The 14,563-nt window shown below is 72.5% G+C and carries 11 protein-coding genes; 2 read left to right on the forward strand and 9 right to left on the reverse strand.

Annotated features, from left to right (window positions below; genetic code table 11):
- Positions 1-33: 33 nt before the first annotated feature.
- Positions 34-1,353, reverse strand: coding sequence for a PAS domain-containing protein (locus K9S39_RS18290; protein ID WP_406708148.1), 1,320 nt, complete (start codon positions 1,351-1,353; stop codon positions 34-36).
- 716 nt (positions 1,354-2,069) lie between these two features.
- On the reverse strand, positions 2,070-2,789 hold the full coding sequence (pdxH, locus tag K9S39_RS18295) for a pyridoxamine 5'-phosphate oxidase (RefSeq protein WP_406707966.1): 720 nt from the start codon (positions 2,787-2,789) through the stop codon (positions 2,070-2,072).
- A 422-nt stretch (positions 2,790-3,211) separates the two neighbouring features.
- Here pdxH and K9S39_RS18300 point away from each other — a divergent pair, with 422 nt between their 5' ends.
- Positions 3,212-4,318, forward strand: coding sequence for a citrate synthase 2 (locus K9S39_RS18300; RefSeq protein ID WP_248864438.1), 1,107 nt, complete (start codon positions 3,212-3,214; stop codon positions 4,316-4,318).
- 96 nt (positions 4,319-4,414) lie between these two features.
- Here K9S39_RS18300 and K9S39_RS18305 read toward each other — a convergent pair whose 3' ends face one another.
- The 7 genes from K9S39_RS18305 to K9S39_RS18335 form a co-directional block, all read right to left on the reverse strand.
- Complete coding sequence (locus K9S39_RS18305; protein WP_248864439.1) at positions 4,415-5,041, reverse strand: TetR/AcrR family transcriptional regulator; 627 nt, start codon at positions 5,039-5,041, stop codon at positions 4,415-4,417.
- Positions 5,029-5,751 (reverse strand): enoyl-CoA hydratase family protein, encoded by a 723-nt coding sequence (locus K9S39_RS18310; RefSeq protein WP_248868851.1) that lies wholly within the window; start codon positions 5,749-5,751, stop codon positions 5,029-5,031. The genes K9S39_RS18305 and K9S39_RS18310 overlap by 13 nt, the downstream gene beginning before the upstream one ends.
- Positions 5,752-6,041: 290 nt before the next feature.
- Complete coding sequence (locus tag K9S39_RS18315; protein WP_248864440.1) at positions 6,042-7,217, reverse strand: acyl-CoA dehydrogenase family protein; 1,176 nt, start codon at positions 7,215-7,217, stop codon at positions 6,042-6,044.
- A gap of 145 nt (positions 7,218-7,362) precedes the next feature.
- Positions 7,363-9,318, reverse strand: a complete 1,956-nt coding sequence (locus tag K9S39_RS18320; RefSeq protein WP_248864441.1) for an acetyl/propionyl/methylcrotonyl-CoA carboxylase subunit alpha — start codon at positions 9,316-9,318, stop codon at positions 7,363-7,365.
- A gap of 125 nt (positions 9,319-9,443) precedes the next feature.
- Complete coding sequence (locus K9S39_RS18325; RefSeq protein WP_248864442.1) at positions 9,444-11,051, reverse strand: acyl-CoA carboxylase subunit beta; 1,608 nt, start codon at positions 11,049-11,051, stop codon at positions 9,444-9,446.
- A complete protein-coding gene (locus tag K9S39_RS18330; RefSeq protein WP_248868852.1) occupies positions 11,048-12,784 on the reverse strand; it encodes an acyclic terpene utilization AtuA family protein in 1,737 nt (578 codons plus the stop codon). The genes K9S39_RS18325 and K9S39_RS18330 overlap by 4 nt, the downstream gene beginning before the upstream one ends.
- Positions 12,785-12,794: 10 nt before the next feature.
- Positions 12,795-13,673 carry a TIGR03084 family metal-binding protein gene (locus K9S39_RS18335; protein ID WP_248864443.1) on the reverse strand — a complete coding sequence of 293 codons (879 nt, stop codon included), beginning with the start codon at positions 13,671-13,673 and terminating at the stop codon, positions 12,795-12,797.
- Positions 13,674-14,047: 374 nt separating this feature from the next.
- Between K9S39_RS18335 and K9S39_RS18340 the strand changes: the two genes are divergently transcribed.
- Complete coding sequence (locus tag K9S39_RS18340; RefSeq protein ID WP_248864444.1) at positions 14,048-14,509, forward strand: hypothetical protein; 462 nt, start codon at positions 14,048-14,050, stop codon at positions 14,507-14,509.
- Positions 14,510-14,563: the final 54 nt, after the last annotated feature.

A 14,563-nucleotide genomic window follows, 5' to 3' on the forward strand; every position in this document is an offset into this window, starting at 1 on the left:
GAAGGCGGCGTAAGGGAACCGGGCGCCGCGCCGTCAGGCCGCCCCCGGCCCGGCGAGATCCAGCGCGGCCGCGATCCGGCCCGCGACCTCCTCCGCGTATGCCGCGTCCACGCGGTCGAAGGGACGGCGCGAGGGCGCCCGCAGAAACGTCGCGACACCGAGCGTCCGACCGCGGCTGCGCAGCACCACGCACAGCCCGTGCACGGTGCCGTCCGGCCACTTACGGGCGGCCGCCCAGCCCTCGGCCACCGCGGGCCCCGCGCTCGTCCGCACCGACCCCCGGCGCTCGTACGCCTGCGCCGCCGGATGCCCCGGTGCGTACGCCACCGGGAGGCCGGTCGCCGGAGCCGCCTCGGACGGGCCGGGCGAACCGGCGGGCGAGGCCAGCGCCCGCACCAGTCGCGGCACCCGCGTGTCCACCCCGCCGTCCGCGTCCCAGGCCGCCTCGCCGTCCGGCGCCGCGGGCGTCGGGACGAGGTCGACCAGACCGTGGTCGGCGAACCCGGCCAGGGCGAAATCGAGGTGGACGGCCGCGGCCTCGGCCGGGTCCTGGCACTCCGCGGCGGCACGTCCCGCCCGGTGCAGCTGATGGGAACGGAAGCGCAGCAGGGAGTTCTCCTGCTCGGCCCGCTTGGCGTCCGTCACGTCCTGGAACAGCCAGGCGACGCCCAGCGGCACCGGCTCCTCCGCCAGCGGGGAGGCCAGCCGGACGAAGCCGCTGCGCCAGCACCGGCGGGGCGGTTCGCCCCCCTCGGACCGCGGCGCCACCCACATCTCGGCGACGGCCGGCGGCGTGCCCTCGCCGAGGACATGCTGCAGGGCGGCCTCCACTTCCTCCCCGCCCTGCGCCAGGACGTCGCCCAGCGGGCGGCCGAGCAGGGCGGTGCGTCCGACGCCGAGGGTGCGGGCGGCGTGCGCGTTGACGAGCGCGGGCCGCAGGTCGGCGTCGACCAGCACCACGCCCCACGACGCGTCCTCGAAGAGCGCCTCGCTCAGCGCGATGGACCGCTCCAGATCGATCTGCGCCTGGGCCTCGCCGAAGGCGCAGTACACACCGGTGACCCGACCGCCGGGGCCGCGCACCGCGGAGGACTGGGTACGGACGAGGACGCGGCGGCCGTCCTTGGTCAGCAGCGCGAACTCGTGCACCTGGCGGCCCGGGGAGCGCATCGCGGCGGTCAGCGCCGCCTCGATCGCGTCGGCGTCCGCCTCGCGGGCCGCCCAGCCGGCCAGGCCCCTGCGGCCGACCGCTTCTTCGGCCGTCCAGCCGAGGACTCGTTCGGCCTCGTGGTTCCAGTGGGTGACCGCACCGTCCGCCCCGAAGGCGACCAGGGCGGCGTCCATACCGTCCAGGAGCGCCGCGAGGAGACCGGAATCGTCGTTGTCCGGTGGCCGCTGCGGACCGCCCTCCGGGTCGGCGGACGGAACGGCCGGCCCGGGGCCGGCCGTTCCGTCCGGCGCACCGGAGGACGCGGAAGACCCAGATGACCCGGCCCCGGCGCGCCGCTCCGAGGCCGACGAGGCTGATGAGGCAGAAGACGCGGACGAAGCAGTCACTGGCACCCCTTACGAACACGGCCGCACGTGCTGCACCTCGGACATTCAACTGGAACGTGACCCAGCACACACGCGATTCCGGGAAATCGTGACTCCCGGATAATTCGGTTGTGTGGCCCTGGACGGATTCCTACTGTGTGGGGCACACGAGAAGGGAGGTGGTTCGGCAGATGATTTCGCACCGGACACGTGAGGTGGCTGCGGGCTAGCGGCCCGTCGCTTCACCGAAGTGCAGCGCCGGACCAGCGCATACTGCAGGTGCGCAGCCGGCCAATCCCAAGCAGTCACCCGACCCGCGGGCTGCCGGTTCGTCCGACCGGCCCTTCGCGCCACCGAGCGCGGGGGAGCAGCCCGCGGGTCGTCTGCGTGTGCGGGCGACGACGCAGGTGCTACGACCTCGCGGCGCGCGCCCGCGGCCGCGTCTACGGCCTGGGTGCCCCGAGGCCATCCAGGGTCCCTTGCGGCGCGCGCCCGCGTCAGGGCGGCAGGCTCTGCGCGCCGACCCGCCCGCGTCAGGGCGCCAGCCGCTCCACGCGCCAGCCCCCGCCCCGGCGGCCGCCGCGGCCCTCCTCGCGTACGTACCGCAGCCGGTCGTGCAGCCGGTTGTGCCGCCCCTGCCAGAACTCCACCGTCTCGGAGGTGACCCGGTAGCCGCCCCAGTGCGGCGGCGCCGGGACCTGCTCGCCCTCCGGATAACGGGCCGCCAATTTCTCGTAGGCACGCTCCAGTTCCGCGCGCGAGGCGACCGTCGAGGACTGGTCGCTGGACCAGGCGCCCAGTTGGGACCCGTGCGGACGGGTGCGGAAGTAGGCCGCGGTCTCGTCCCGGCCGATGCGTGCCGCGGTGCCGTTCACGATGACCTGGCGGGCGAGGGGGTGCCAGGGGAACAGCAAGGAGACATAAGGGTTTTCGGCCAGTTCGCGGCCTTTGCGGCTGGAATAGTTGGTGAAGAAGACAAAGCCGCGGGTGTCGAACGCCTTGAGGAGCACCGTCCTTGAGCTGGGACGGCCGGTGGCGTCCGCGGTCGAGACGACCATCGCGTTCGGTTCGTGCAGACCGGCCACCGCCGCTTCTTTGAACCAGCGCGCGAACTGGTCGTAGGGGCTCATGGCGAGTTCGGACTCGGTGAGTCCCTCGGCGCGGTACTGCGCGCGCATGGCGGAGGGGTCGGGAGCGTCGTGGACGTCGGGAGAGGGCGTGTCGGCGGGATGCACGGCCTCATCTTGCAGCATCGGGGCCGCCGGAGGCAGCCGGAAAGGCTGGAAGTCTGCCCCTGGTCGACCGGTTGTAACCCTCTCTTCAGCGAATCGCGGACTGTGCCGGATCTCACGCTTCCACGCAGGTGAGGAACCCGCCAGAATCATGGCCCTGCCCACTGTGGCCCCCGGACATCGGAAGCTATCGTGGCCGCCCTGAGGGGACGCACGCCTTCAGGGACCCATCACTTCGGACAGCGCCCGTCCCGCGGCCCGACCCACCGTGGGAGGAACTGTCGCGTGACCCATGCCCTGGCGGGGCAGCACCCGGAGTGACCGGTACGGACCGCGAGCTGCCCGGCGCAGCCGCGTAACCGCACCGGCGCCGCACACCAGACTCGACCGCACGGCATTCCGGTCACCGGCCGTATGCCGTCCCCATCATGAGGAGCCGAATGATGTCCGACTTCGTACCCGGACTCGAAGGGATCGTCGCGTTCGAGACGGAGATCGCCGAACCGGACAAGGAAGGCGGCGCGCTCCGCTATCGCGGGGTCGACATCGAAGATCTCGTCGGACAGGTGTCCTTCGGCAATGTCTGGGGCCTGCTGGTCGACGGGGCGTTCAACCCCGGCCTGCCGCCCGCCGAGCCGTTCCCGATCCCGGTGCACTCCGGTGACATCCGGGTCGACGTCCAGTCCGCGCTCGCCATGCTCGCGCCCGTATGGGGCCTGAAACCGCTGCTGGACATCGACGAGCAGACCGCCCGCGACAACCTCGCCCGCGCCGCCGTCATGGCGCTGTCGTACGTCGCGCAGTCGGCCCGGGGGCAGGGCCTGCCGATGGTGCCGCAGAAGGAGATCGACAAGGCGGAGACCGTCGTCGAACGCTTCATGAAGCGGTGGCGCGGTGAGCCCGACCCCAAGCACGTCAAGGCCGTCGACGCCTACTGGACCTCGGCCGCCGAGCACGGCATGAACGCCTCCACGTTCACGGCGCGCGTCATCGCCTCGACGGGCGCGGATGTGGCGGCCGCGTTGTCCGGCGCGGTCGGCGCGATGTCCGGCCCGCTGCACGGCGGCGCGCCCTCCCGCGTCCTCGGCATGATCGAGGAGATCGAGCGGACCGGTGACGCGGCCGCCTACGTCCGGCAGGCGCTGGACAAGGGCGAGCGGCTGATGGGCTTCGGCCACCGTGTCTACCGCGCCGAGGACCCGCGGGCGCGGGTGCTGCGGCGGACCGCCAAGGAACTGGGCGCCCCGCGCTTCGAGGTCGCCGAGGCGCTGGAGCAGGCCGCGCTGGACGAGCTGCACAGCCGCCGCCCGGACCGGGTACTGGCCACCAACGTCGAATTCTGGGCGGCCATCGTCCTGGACTTCGCCGAGGTGCCGGCACACATGTTCACCTCGATGTTCACCTGTGCCCGTACGGCTGGGTGGAGCGCGCACATCCTGGAGCAAAAGCGGACGGGCCGACTGGTCCGGCCGTCGGCCCGATATGTGGGGCCCAGCGCGCTTAACCCGCGGGAGATCGCGGGGTACGAGGAGATCGCTGCGCTGCGCTGAGCCGGCTGGGTTGCCCGCTGCGCTCTGCCTGAGCCGACTTGGTGCTCGCCTGCGGCGGGACAGCCGAAACGTGGGGCGCAGGCAAAGCGCAGCGCGTCACTCGGAACGCAACGCCATGTGGATGTTCCGCGCCCACTGCGACACCACCCGCCCCCGCCGCCCCCCGTCATCCGTCAGCAGATTCGCCAGCCCCAGCCCCCGGGCCATGTCCAGCAACCCCTGCACGGTTTCCCGTACGCCGGGTACGGACTCGTCCGCGTCCAGCAACGCCACCGCCGTACGGTGCGCCTCCCGTCCGACCCGCGCCTCCAACGCGGTGACCCGCTCCCGCAATTGCTCCTCGTCGGAAGCCGCCACCCACAGATGCAGCGCGGCCCGGAAAAGCGGCCCCGTATAGAGGCCCACCAGCTCCTCGACGACGATCCGTGTACGGGCGGGGGAACCGGCCGGCGGCAGATTGTGCGCGACCCTCTTCAGGGCGCCCTGCCGCTTCTCCGCGACATGTTCGACGGCCGCCGTGAACAGGTCCTCCCGGGTACGGAAGTGGTGCTGGGCCGCGCCCCGGGAGACACCGGCCCGCTCGGCCACCACGGAGACCGTACTGCCGCTCCAGCCCCGCTCCGCCAGACAGGAGACCGCCGCCTCCAGCAGCTTGAGGCGCGTCGCGCGGCTGCGCTCCTGCTGGGGCTCCTTCGTGCCGCGCGCCGGGCTCACCGCGCCCATGCCGGGGCCCGTCGCTCCAGGAAGGCGGTCATGCCCTCGCGGGCCTCGGCGGAGCCGAAGAGCCGCGCGGACTGTTCGGCGAGCGCTTCCGTGTCACGGTCGAAAGCCCCCAGCACCTCGGCGGTGACCAGCTTCTTCGACGCGGCCAGGCCCTGCGGGGAGCCCTCGCGCAGCCCCTCCAGGACGGGGGCGAGCCCGGCGTCCACGTCCTGCGCCGCCAGCGTGACCAGCCCGATCCGGGCGGCCTCCGCCGCGCCGAACTTCTCCCCGGTCAGGTAGTAACGGCCCGCGGCGCGCGCGTCCAGCCGTGGCAGCAGTGGTATCGAGATGACGGCGGGTGCGAGGCCGAGCCGGGCCTCGGTGAAGGCGAAGGTCGCGGCCGGTCCGGCCACCGCTATGTCGCACGCGCCGAGCAGTCCGAGGCCGCCTGCCCGCGCATGTCCGGTGACGCGGGCGACGACCGGTTTGGGCAGCTCCACGATGGTGCGGAGCAGCCGGGCGAGGCCGAGCGGACCGGCCGTCGGTGCGTCGGCGGCGGTGGCCTCGGAGAGGTCGGCGCCGGCGCAGAAGGTGCGGCCGGTGTGCGTGAGCACGACGGCGCGCGTGGCGTCGTCGGCCGCCGCGTTCGCGAGCGCCTGCGCCAACTGGGCCACCAGCCGGGCGGAGAGCGCGTTGCGGTTGTGGGGGGAGTCGAGGGTGAGGGTGGCGATCCCATGGTCGTACGCGACCCGGACGAGGGGATCCGGCGAACCGCCGGAGCCCTGCGAACGCTCGGAGCCCGGCGAAGGGGCGGAGCCCCACGCACCGTCGGAGCCCCGCGCACCGTCGTCCCGGTCCTGTTCGGCGTCCTCCTCGTCCCGGTATCTGCGGCCCGGCGACACCCGCAACACCCCCTTCAGTCGATGTGACCGATCGATGTGACCACGCTAGCGCGGGCCAGTGACAACGCGGCGGACTCCACAGGCGGCCGCCCGTCTGCTCGGCAAGCAGCATCCCGCCCTCAGTACGACTTCGGCAGCCCCAACGACTGGTGCGACACAAAGTTGAGGATCATCTCGCGGCTGACCGGCGCGATCCGGGCCACCCGGGCGGCCGTGATCATCGAGGCCAGGCCGTACTCCTGGGTCAGGCCATTGCCCCCGAGGGTGTGTACGGCCTGGTCGACGGAGCGGACCGCGGCCTCGGCCGCCGCGTATTTGGCCATGTTGGCGGCCTCACCCGCGCCCATGTCGTCTCCCGCGTCGTAGAGACGGGCCGCCTTCTGTGTCATCAACCGGGCGAGTTCCAGTTCGATATGGGCCTGGGCGAGCGGGTGCGCGATGGCCTGGTGGGCGCCGATGGGCTCCTTCCAGACCTGGCGGGTGCGGGCGTAGTCGACGGCCCGGTCCAGGGCGTACCGGGCCATGCCGAGGGCGAACGCGGCGGTCATGATCCGTTCGGGGTTGAGCCCGGCGAAGAGCTGGAGGAGTCCGGCGTCCTCGTCGCCGACCAGCGCGTCGGCGGGCAGCCGTACCTCGTCCAGGGTCAGCTCGAACTGCTTCTCCGGGGCGGCCAGTTCCATCGGGATCGGACTGCGGCCGAAGCCCGGGGCGTCACGCGGGACGATGAACAGGCAGGGTTTGAGTTTGCCGGTCCTGGAGTCCTCGGTACGGCCGACGATCAGGGTCGCCTCGGCGATGTCGACGCCGGAGATGAAGACTTTGCGACCGGTGAGGATCCAGTCTCCCCCGTCGCGGCGGGCCGTGGTGGTGATGCGGTGGGAGTTGGACCCGGCGTCCGGCTCGGTGATCCCGAATGCCATCTTGCGGCTGCCGTCGGCCAGCCCCGGCAGCCAGTTCCGTTTCTGTTCCTCGGTGCCGAACCGGGCGATGACCGTGCCGCAGATGGCGGGTGAGACGACGAGCATGAGGAGGGGGCATCCAGCCGCACCCAACTCCTCAAGAACGATGGCCAGTTCCGCTATTCCGCCGCCACCGCCGCCGTACTCCTCGGGGAGGTTGACGCCGAGATAGCCGAGCGCTGCGGCTTCTGCCCAGAGGTCGTCGGTGCGCTTGCCCTCGCGTACGACGTCGGCGAAGTATTCGCGGCCGTAGCGCTTGCCGAGTGCGGCGACGGCGTCCCGCAGAGCGCGGTGTTCCTCGGTCTCGATCACGGGGTGGTGCGTCACGTTGCGCATGGCGGCTCCCTTGTGTGGGGCGGTGAGGACGTACCGGTGGGTTGGGCGGTGTATGGGGAGTGGGCTAGGGCGTACGGGTGAGTGAGGGCGGGCGGGTCGTGGGGTGGTCAGGGCGTTTGGAGCAGCGCCTCGGGCAGCGCCCAGGTCACTTTGATACGACGGCCAGCAGCGCGCCGACCTCGACCTGTTGCCCCGTACGGACGGGCAGGGACGTGAGAGTGCCGGCCCCGGGCGAGGTGATCTTGTGTTCCATCTTCATCGCCTCCAGCCACAGCAGCGGCTGCCCGGCCTCCACCCGGTCGCCCTCCGCCAGCCCCGGTGCGATCCGTACGACCGTGCCGGGCATCGGGGCGAGCAGCGAACCGGGTTCCGTACGGGCGGCCGGGTCGGGGAAGCGGGGCAGTGCGGTGAGGACGTGGGCGCCGCCGGGCAGTGAGTCGACGTAGAGCCGGTCGCCGTAGCGGGAGACGGTGAACTGCCGTCGCAGGCCGTCGACTTCGAGGACGACCTCGTCCGCTGCCAGGGAGAGGAGCCGCACGCCGGGGTAGTCGTCGGCGTGCAGCCCGTCCCGGTCCAGCCGGTAGCGGACCTCGTGCACCACGGGTCCGACACCCCCGTCCGCGTACCTCTTGTGCTGTGGCTGTGCGGGGACATTGCGGAAGCCGCCGAACCGGGAGCGGCCGTGCGCGTCGGCGAGTGCGGCGGCCAGTGGTGCATGGGGGTCCCCCCTGTTCGAGCGCGGCCGAGAGCTTGGGAGAGGGTCCGGGGCGGGCTCCGTGAGGGTGTCGAGGTGGCGGTCGTAGAAGCCGGTGTCCATGCGCGCCTGGGTGAACTCCGGGTGGCGCAGGGAGCGTACGAGCAGGTCGCGGTTGGTGACGGGTCCGTGGACGACGGCCCGTTCCAGGGCGCCGGCCAGTTTGCGCACCGCCTCCGCGCGGGTGGGCGCATGCGCGACGATCTTGGCGAGCATCGGGTCGTAGTGGACGCCGATGGGGTCGCCGTCGGTGTACCCGGTGTCGACCCGTACCCCGTCCCGCATGCCGACCCCTCCGTCCCGCACGCCGTCCCGCGCCCCGCCCGGCACCGCCAGCCGGTGCAGCGTGCCCGTCTGCGGCGTCCAGCCCCGGGCCGGGTCCTCCGCGTACAGGCGGGCCTCGACGGCGTGCCCGCGCGGGCACGGCGGCCCCTCGTCCAGGGCCCGTCCCTCGGCGACCCGGATCTGCAGCGCGACGAGGTCGACGCCGAACACGGCCTCGGTGACGGGGTGTTCGACCTGGAGGCGGGTGTTCATCTCCAGGAAGTGGGCCTTGTCGTCCGCCACCAGGAACTCGACGGTGCCCGCGCCCCGGTAGCCGATCGTCCGGGCCGCGGTGACCGCCGACTCGTGCAGCGAGGCCCGCAGCTCCTCCGGGAGGCCGGGCGCGGGGGCCTCCTCGATGACCTTCTGGTGGCGGCGCTGCAGCGAGCAGTCGCGGGTGCCGAGGAGCCAGACGGTGCCGTGTGCGTCGGCGAGGATCTGCACCTCGACATGGCGGCCGCCCTCGATGTACGGCTCGACGAACACCTCGCCGTCCCCGAACGCACTGGCCGCCTCGGCCCTCGCCGCCGCCAGCTCATCGTCCAGATGGGCCAGTTCGCGTACCACGCGCATACCGCGCCCGCCCCCGCCCGCAGCCGCTTTGACCAGCACGGGCAGGTCGCCCTCCGTCACCCGCTCCAATGGCGCAAGGCCCATGAGCTCCTTGGCCCGTGTCTTGGACGCCATGGCCTCGATGGCATCGGGCGGCGGCCCGATCCAGACCAGGCCCGCGTCGCGCACGGCCCGCGCGAAATCCGCGCTCTCCGACAGGAAGCCATAGCCCGGGTGGACGGCGTCCGCGCCCGCCGCCCGGGCGGCCTTCACCAGCAGGTCGCCCCGCAGATAGGTCTCGGCGGGCGCCGCCCCCGGGAGCCGTACCGCCGTGTCCGCCGCACGCACGTGCAGCGCGTCCGCGTCCGCGTCGGAGTACACCGCGACTGTGGCGATGCCCAGCTCACGGCAGGTGCGTGCGACACGGCAGGCGATCTCGCCCCGGTTGGCGACAAGAACTGACGTGATCACGTGATCCCTCATATCCGGCACATCCGTCATAGCCGTCGTATCCGTCATGGCCGTCCCGCCCGTCATTGCCATCGCATCTGTCACGACCGCCCCATCCGTCATGACCGCCCCATCTGTCATGACCGTCACATCCGGAAGACGCCGAAGCCGCCGCGCGCGCCCTCGTAGGGGGCCGTGTGAATGGCGGACAGGCACAGGCCGAGGACGGTGCGGGTGTCGCGGGGGTCGATGACGCCGTCGTCGTCGAGCCGCCCGGACAGGAACATCGGCAGCGACTCGGACTCGATCTGCTGCTCCACCATGGCCCGCAGCCCGGCGTCCGCCTCGTCGTCGTACGGCTGTCCTTTGGCGGCGGCGGAAGCGCGGGCGACGATCGACAGCACCCCGGCCAGCTGCTGCGGCCCCATGACGGCCGACTTGGCGCTCGGCCAGGCGAACAGGAAGCGCGGGTCGTACGCGCGCCCGCACATGCCGTAGTGCCCGGCGCCGTACGAGGCCCCCATGAGGACGGACAGATGCGGCACCCGTGAATTCGACACCGCGTTGATCATCATCGCGCCGTGTTTGATGATGCCGCCCTGCTCGTACTCCTTGCCGACCATGTAGCCGGTGGTGTTGTGCAGGAAGAGGAGCGGGATGTCGCGCTGGTTCGCCAACTGGATGAACTGGGCGGCCTTTTGGGACTCCGCGCTGAACAGCACGCCCTGCGCGTTGGCGAGGATGCCGACGGGATAGCCGTGCAGCTCGGCCCACCCGGTGGTCAGGCTCGGCCCGTACAGCGGCTTGAACTCGTCGAAGTCCGAACCGTCGACGATACGGGCGATCACCTCGCGGGGGTCGAACGGTGCCTTGAGGTCGCCGGGGACGATGCCCAGCAGCTCGTCCTCGTCGTACTTCGGCGGCGCGGCCGACGGCGGATCGGCGTACGCCTTGCGCCAGTTGAGGCGGGCGACCACCCGCCGCGCCTGCCGCAGCGCATCGGGCTCGTCGACCGCGAAGTGGTCCGCGAGCCCGGAGGTGCGGGCGTGCATCTCTGCGCCGCCCAGCGACTCGTCGTCACTCTCCTCGCCGGTCGCCATCTTCACCAGCGGCGGCCCGCCGAGGAAGACCTTGGCCCGCTCCTTGACCATGATGACGTGGTCGGACATGCCCGGGACGTACGCGCCGCCCGCGGTGGAGTTGCCGAACACGACGGCGACGGTGGGGATGCCGGCGGCGGACAGCCGGGTGAGGTCCCGGAACAGCGCCCCGCCCGGGATGAAGATCTCCTTCTGGCTGGGGAGATCCGCCCCGCCCGACTCCACGAGGGAGACCACCGGCAGTCGGTTGGCGTGGGCGATCTCGTTCGCCCGCAGTGCCTTCTTCAGCGTCCAGGGGTTGCTGGCGCCGCCGCGCACCGTCGGGTCGTTGGCGGTGACCAGGCACTCCACGCCCTCGATGACGCCGATCCCGGTGACCAGCGACGCTCCCACTGTGTACTCGGGGGAGGTGCTGCCCCAGGCCGCGAGCGGCGAGAGCTCCAGGAAGGGCGTGTCCGGGTCGAGCAGCAGCTCGATCCGCTCGCGCGCGAGCAGCTTGCCGCGCTTCCGGTGGCGGGCGAGGTACTTCTCGCCGCCGCCGGCGATCGCCTTGGCGTGCTCGGCGTCGAGCTCTTCCAGTTTGGCGAGCATCGCCGCGCGGTTCTCGGCGTATTCGGGGCTCGCGGTATCCAGCCCGGTTCCGAGCACGGTCACAGCAGTACCTCCGGTATGTCCATGTGGCGCGAGCGCAGCCACTCCCCCACGGCCTTGGCCTGCGGGTCGAAGCGGGCCTGTGCCGCGACGCCTTCGCCGAGCAGCCCGTCGACGACGAAGTTCAGCGCCCGCAGTCGCGGCAGCACATGCCGGTCGACGGGCAAGGTCCCGGTTTCCGGAAGCAGTTGACGGAAGAGGTCGACGGTCAGCGCATGGGCCAGCCAGCGCCACGCCTCCTCCGTACGCACCCATACGCCGACGTTGGCCGAGCCGCCCTTGTCGCCGCTGCGGGCCCCGGCGATCAGGCCGAGCGGGGCACGGCGGGTGGGCAGCGCGGTGTCGAGCGGTTCGGGCAGTTCCGGATCCGGTAGTCTCTCCAACCCCCTTGTGATCTCGGGAGGTTGAATGTCGACGCGGGTGCCGTCCGGCAGCACCGCGGTATGCGGCACGTCCCCCGCGTCCACCGTCACCGCCTCGAACACCCCGTACGGGGCACCCTTCCCGGGTGGTGCGGTGACATGGAAGCCGGGGTAGCTGGCCAGCGCCAGCTCGACCGCGGCGCCGCTGACCGTTCGCCCCACCGCATCCTGGTCGGTATCCCGAACCACCAGCCGCAGCAGCGCGCTCGCCTCCTCCTGGACATCGGCGTCGGCGCGGTCGGTACGGGCCAGCGTCCACCGCACCTCGGCCGGACGCCGGCCCGTGGCGTCGAAGGCCGCCTCCATCTGGGCACGTACCAGCTCGGCCTTCGCCGCCACGTCCAGCCCGGTCAGCACAAACGCCACTTCGTTGCGCCAGCCGCCGAGGCGGGTCAGCCCGGCCTTGACGGCCGGCGGCGGGGCCTCGCCGCGCACCCCCTCGATCCGGACCCGGTCCGGCCCTTCCGCCGCCAGCCGTACGGTGTCCAGCCGTGCCGTCACATCCGGTCCGGGGTAGCGCGCGCCGGCCGTCTCGTACAGCAGCTGGGCGGTGACCGTCCCGGTCGTGACCGCGCCACCGGTGCCCGGATGCTTGGTGATCACCGAGCTGCCGTCGGCGGCGATCTCGGCGAGCGGGAATCCGGGGTGGCGGATGTCGTGTGCGCCGAAGAAGGCGTAGTTGCCGCCGGTGGCCTGGGTGCCGCATTCGAGCACGTGCCCGGCGACGACGGCTCCGGCGAGCTGGTCCAGGTCTGTCGGCCGCCACCCGAAGTGGGCCGCGGCGGCGCCGCTGACCAGCGCGGCGTCCGTCACCCGGCCGGTCACCACCACATCGGCCCCGGCGCGCAGGCACGCGGCGATCCCGCCGCCACCGAGATAGGCGTTGGCAGTCAGCACCCCCTCGCCCCAGCCCCCGCGCGCCAGCAGATCGTCGCCTTCCACATGCGCGACCCGTACGGGGACCCCGACCCGCTCCGCCAACACCCGGACAGCATCCGCGAGTCCGGCCGGATTCAGCCCGCCCGCGTTGGCGACGACCCGCACCCCGCGCTCGGCGGCCAGACCGAGCCCCTCCTCCATCTGCCGCAGGAAGGTCGTGGCATAGCCGCGCCCGGGGTCCTTCAGCCGGCCCCGGCCGAGGATCAGCATGGTGAGCTCGGCGAGATAGTCGCCGGTCAGCACGTCCAGCGGGCCGCCGGTGAGCATCTCACGGACGGCGTCGAAACGGTCGCCGTAGAAGCCGGAGGCGTTGCCTATACGGAGGACGCGCCCGGACACGCCGCGCCCGGATATGCCGTCGGGCTCTCCGTCCATGACGCCGCCGTCAGTCATGTGCGCCACCCGGGGCCCTCGGCTCGCGCCCCTTCCCCGGTGGCCCGGCGAACGCCTGGGCGATTCCCAGCCACCGCTCCGCGTCCGCCCCCTCCGCACGCAGGGACGGGGCATCATCGCGGTGCACCCGCTGGGTCACCAGCAGACAGAACTCCAGCGCCTCCCCGGTCACCCGCTGCGCGGCGTCCGCGGGCCCGTACGCCCACACGGTGCCTCCCCCACGCTCGGCTTCTCCCCCATGCTCGGCTTCGCTCGCGCGGGGGGACCCCCATGCGCGGGGGGACCCCCATGGCGCCCGCAGCTCCACCCTGAACTCCTCCTTGGGTGGGGTGAGCTGATGAGCGACGTAGGCGAAATCCCGGGTTCGTACGCCGATGTGGGCGACATGCCGCAGCCGGGCGGTGGGGGTACGCGTCACCCCCAGCGCGTCGGCGACGTCCTGCCCGTGCGCCCAGGTCTCCATCAGCCGCGCGGTCGCCATCGACATGACGCTCATCGACGGCCCGTACCACGGCAGCTTCTCGCCCGCCGGCCATTCCAGGAGCGCCCGCAGCAGCGCCTCCCGCCCGGCGCGCCAGTCCGCCAGCAGCTCCGCGGGCGGCGTCCGTGCGGCGTCCGCCACGCCCTCGTCGACGAAGGTCAGCGGCGAGGCGAGGGCCCGTTGCGCGGCCCGCCGAAAGCCGTCCGGGTCGGTGGCGGCGAGCAGCGCCTGCCGGTCGGTCCAGGCCAGATGGGCGATCTGATGGGCGACGGTCCAGCCCTCGGCGGGCGTGGCGGCCGCCCACCGCTCGGCCGGCAGCCCGGCCACCAGGGCGTCCAGCTCGGCACTCTCCTCCCTGAGATCCGCCAGTACGGCGCCGGGATCGGACACGCGACACTCCCCTCGACGGCCCAACTGCCTTGCGGGCAGGGCCCTGTGGCATACGACGGCGAGCGCGGCACAGGGCCGCGGCCGTGCGGGTGCGGTGTGGTGCGTTCCGAGCGTGACAGCGCCGATAGAAACAATCAAGCACGCCTGCATGATTTTCTGCCCCGCCAAGTCGGCGAAATGAACACCCGGCAGGTGATCACATCGCGCAACACGGTCAGAGGTATCAGGAATGCCTTCCTCATCCGCCCCCTTCCGCCCCCCAACTGCCGTGATGCGCCCCCGTCCGCCCCCTGCCCCACCACCCCCTCCCCTCCTCCCCGTTCCTCCCCTCCTCCCCCTGCCCCCACTCGCTCCCCAAGGACGGCCGATCCGCGATGCGCGCCACCGCACTGACCCTCGCCTCAGCAACCGTCGGCCTGCTCGCCTGCGGCGCGGTCGTGGCCGCGAGCGCCGCCCCCCAGCACCGGCCCGCGCAGCAGACCGTCTCCGAACGGGGCAAACTCGACCGCCTGACCGCACGGTGCCCCGACGGCTACCACACGACCGGTGGCGGCTACCGTCTCTCCGGCTACGAGATGGAGCAGAGCGTGACCATGTCCCGGCCCACCCGTGACGGCAACGGCTGGGTGGTCAGCGCCGGCGCGGTCAACCCGGACCTGCTCAAACACCTGGACTCCCTGCAGGGCAAGCAGGACGCGGTGGACCACGCCACGACCGACGAGGAGCGCCAGGCCGCCCGCAGGGAACTGGAGGACGCCCAGAAGGCCGTCTACGACATGCCACAGCGTGCGCCGGTCAAAGGGACGGCGTACGTGGTCTGCATGGCTGCCCCGTGAGCCTCTTGGCGCCCTGAGCGATCGCCCCGGCGCGCCGTTCCCGGCGTGGTAGAC

It is taken from the genome of Streptomyces halobius (assembly GCF_023277745.1).
Taxonomy (GTDB): Bacteria; Actinomycetota; Actinomycetes; order Streptomycetales; family Streptomycetaceae; genus Streptomyces; species Streptomyces halobius.

Excerpts from the sequence above, each read along its gene's own strand:
- pdxH (WP_406707966.1), bottom strand. The coding sequence starts at position 2,789 with ATGCTGCAAGATGAGGCCGTGCATCCCGCCGACACGCCCTCTCCCGAC.
- K9S39_RS18300 (WP_248864438.1), top strand. The coding sequence starts at position 3,212 with ATGTCCGACTTCGTACCCGGACTCGAAGGGATCGTCGCGTTCGAGACG.
- K9S39_RS18305 (WP_248864439.1), bottom strand. The coding sequence starts at position 5,041 with ATGGGCGCGGTGAGCCCGGCGCGCGGCACGAAGGAGCCCCAGCAGGAG.
- K9S39_RS18315 (WP_248864440.1), bottom strand. The coding sequence starts at position 7,217 with ATGCGCAACGTGACGCACCACCCCGTGATCGAGACCGAGGAACACCGC.
- K9S39_RS18330 (WP_248868852.1), bottom strand. The coding sequence starts at position 12,784 with ATGGACGGAGAGCCCGACGGCATATCCGGGCGCGGCGTGTCCGGGCGC.
- K9S39_RS18340 (WP_248864444.1), top strand. The coding sequence starts at position 14,048 with ATGCGCGCCACCGCACTGACCCTCGCCTCAGCAACCGTCGGCCTGCTC.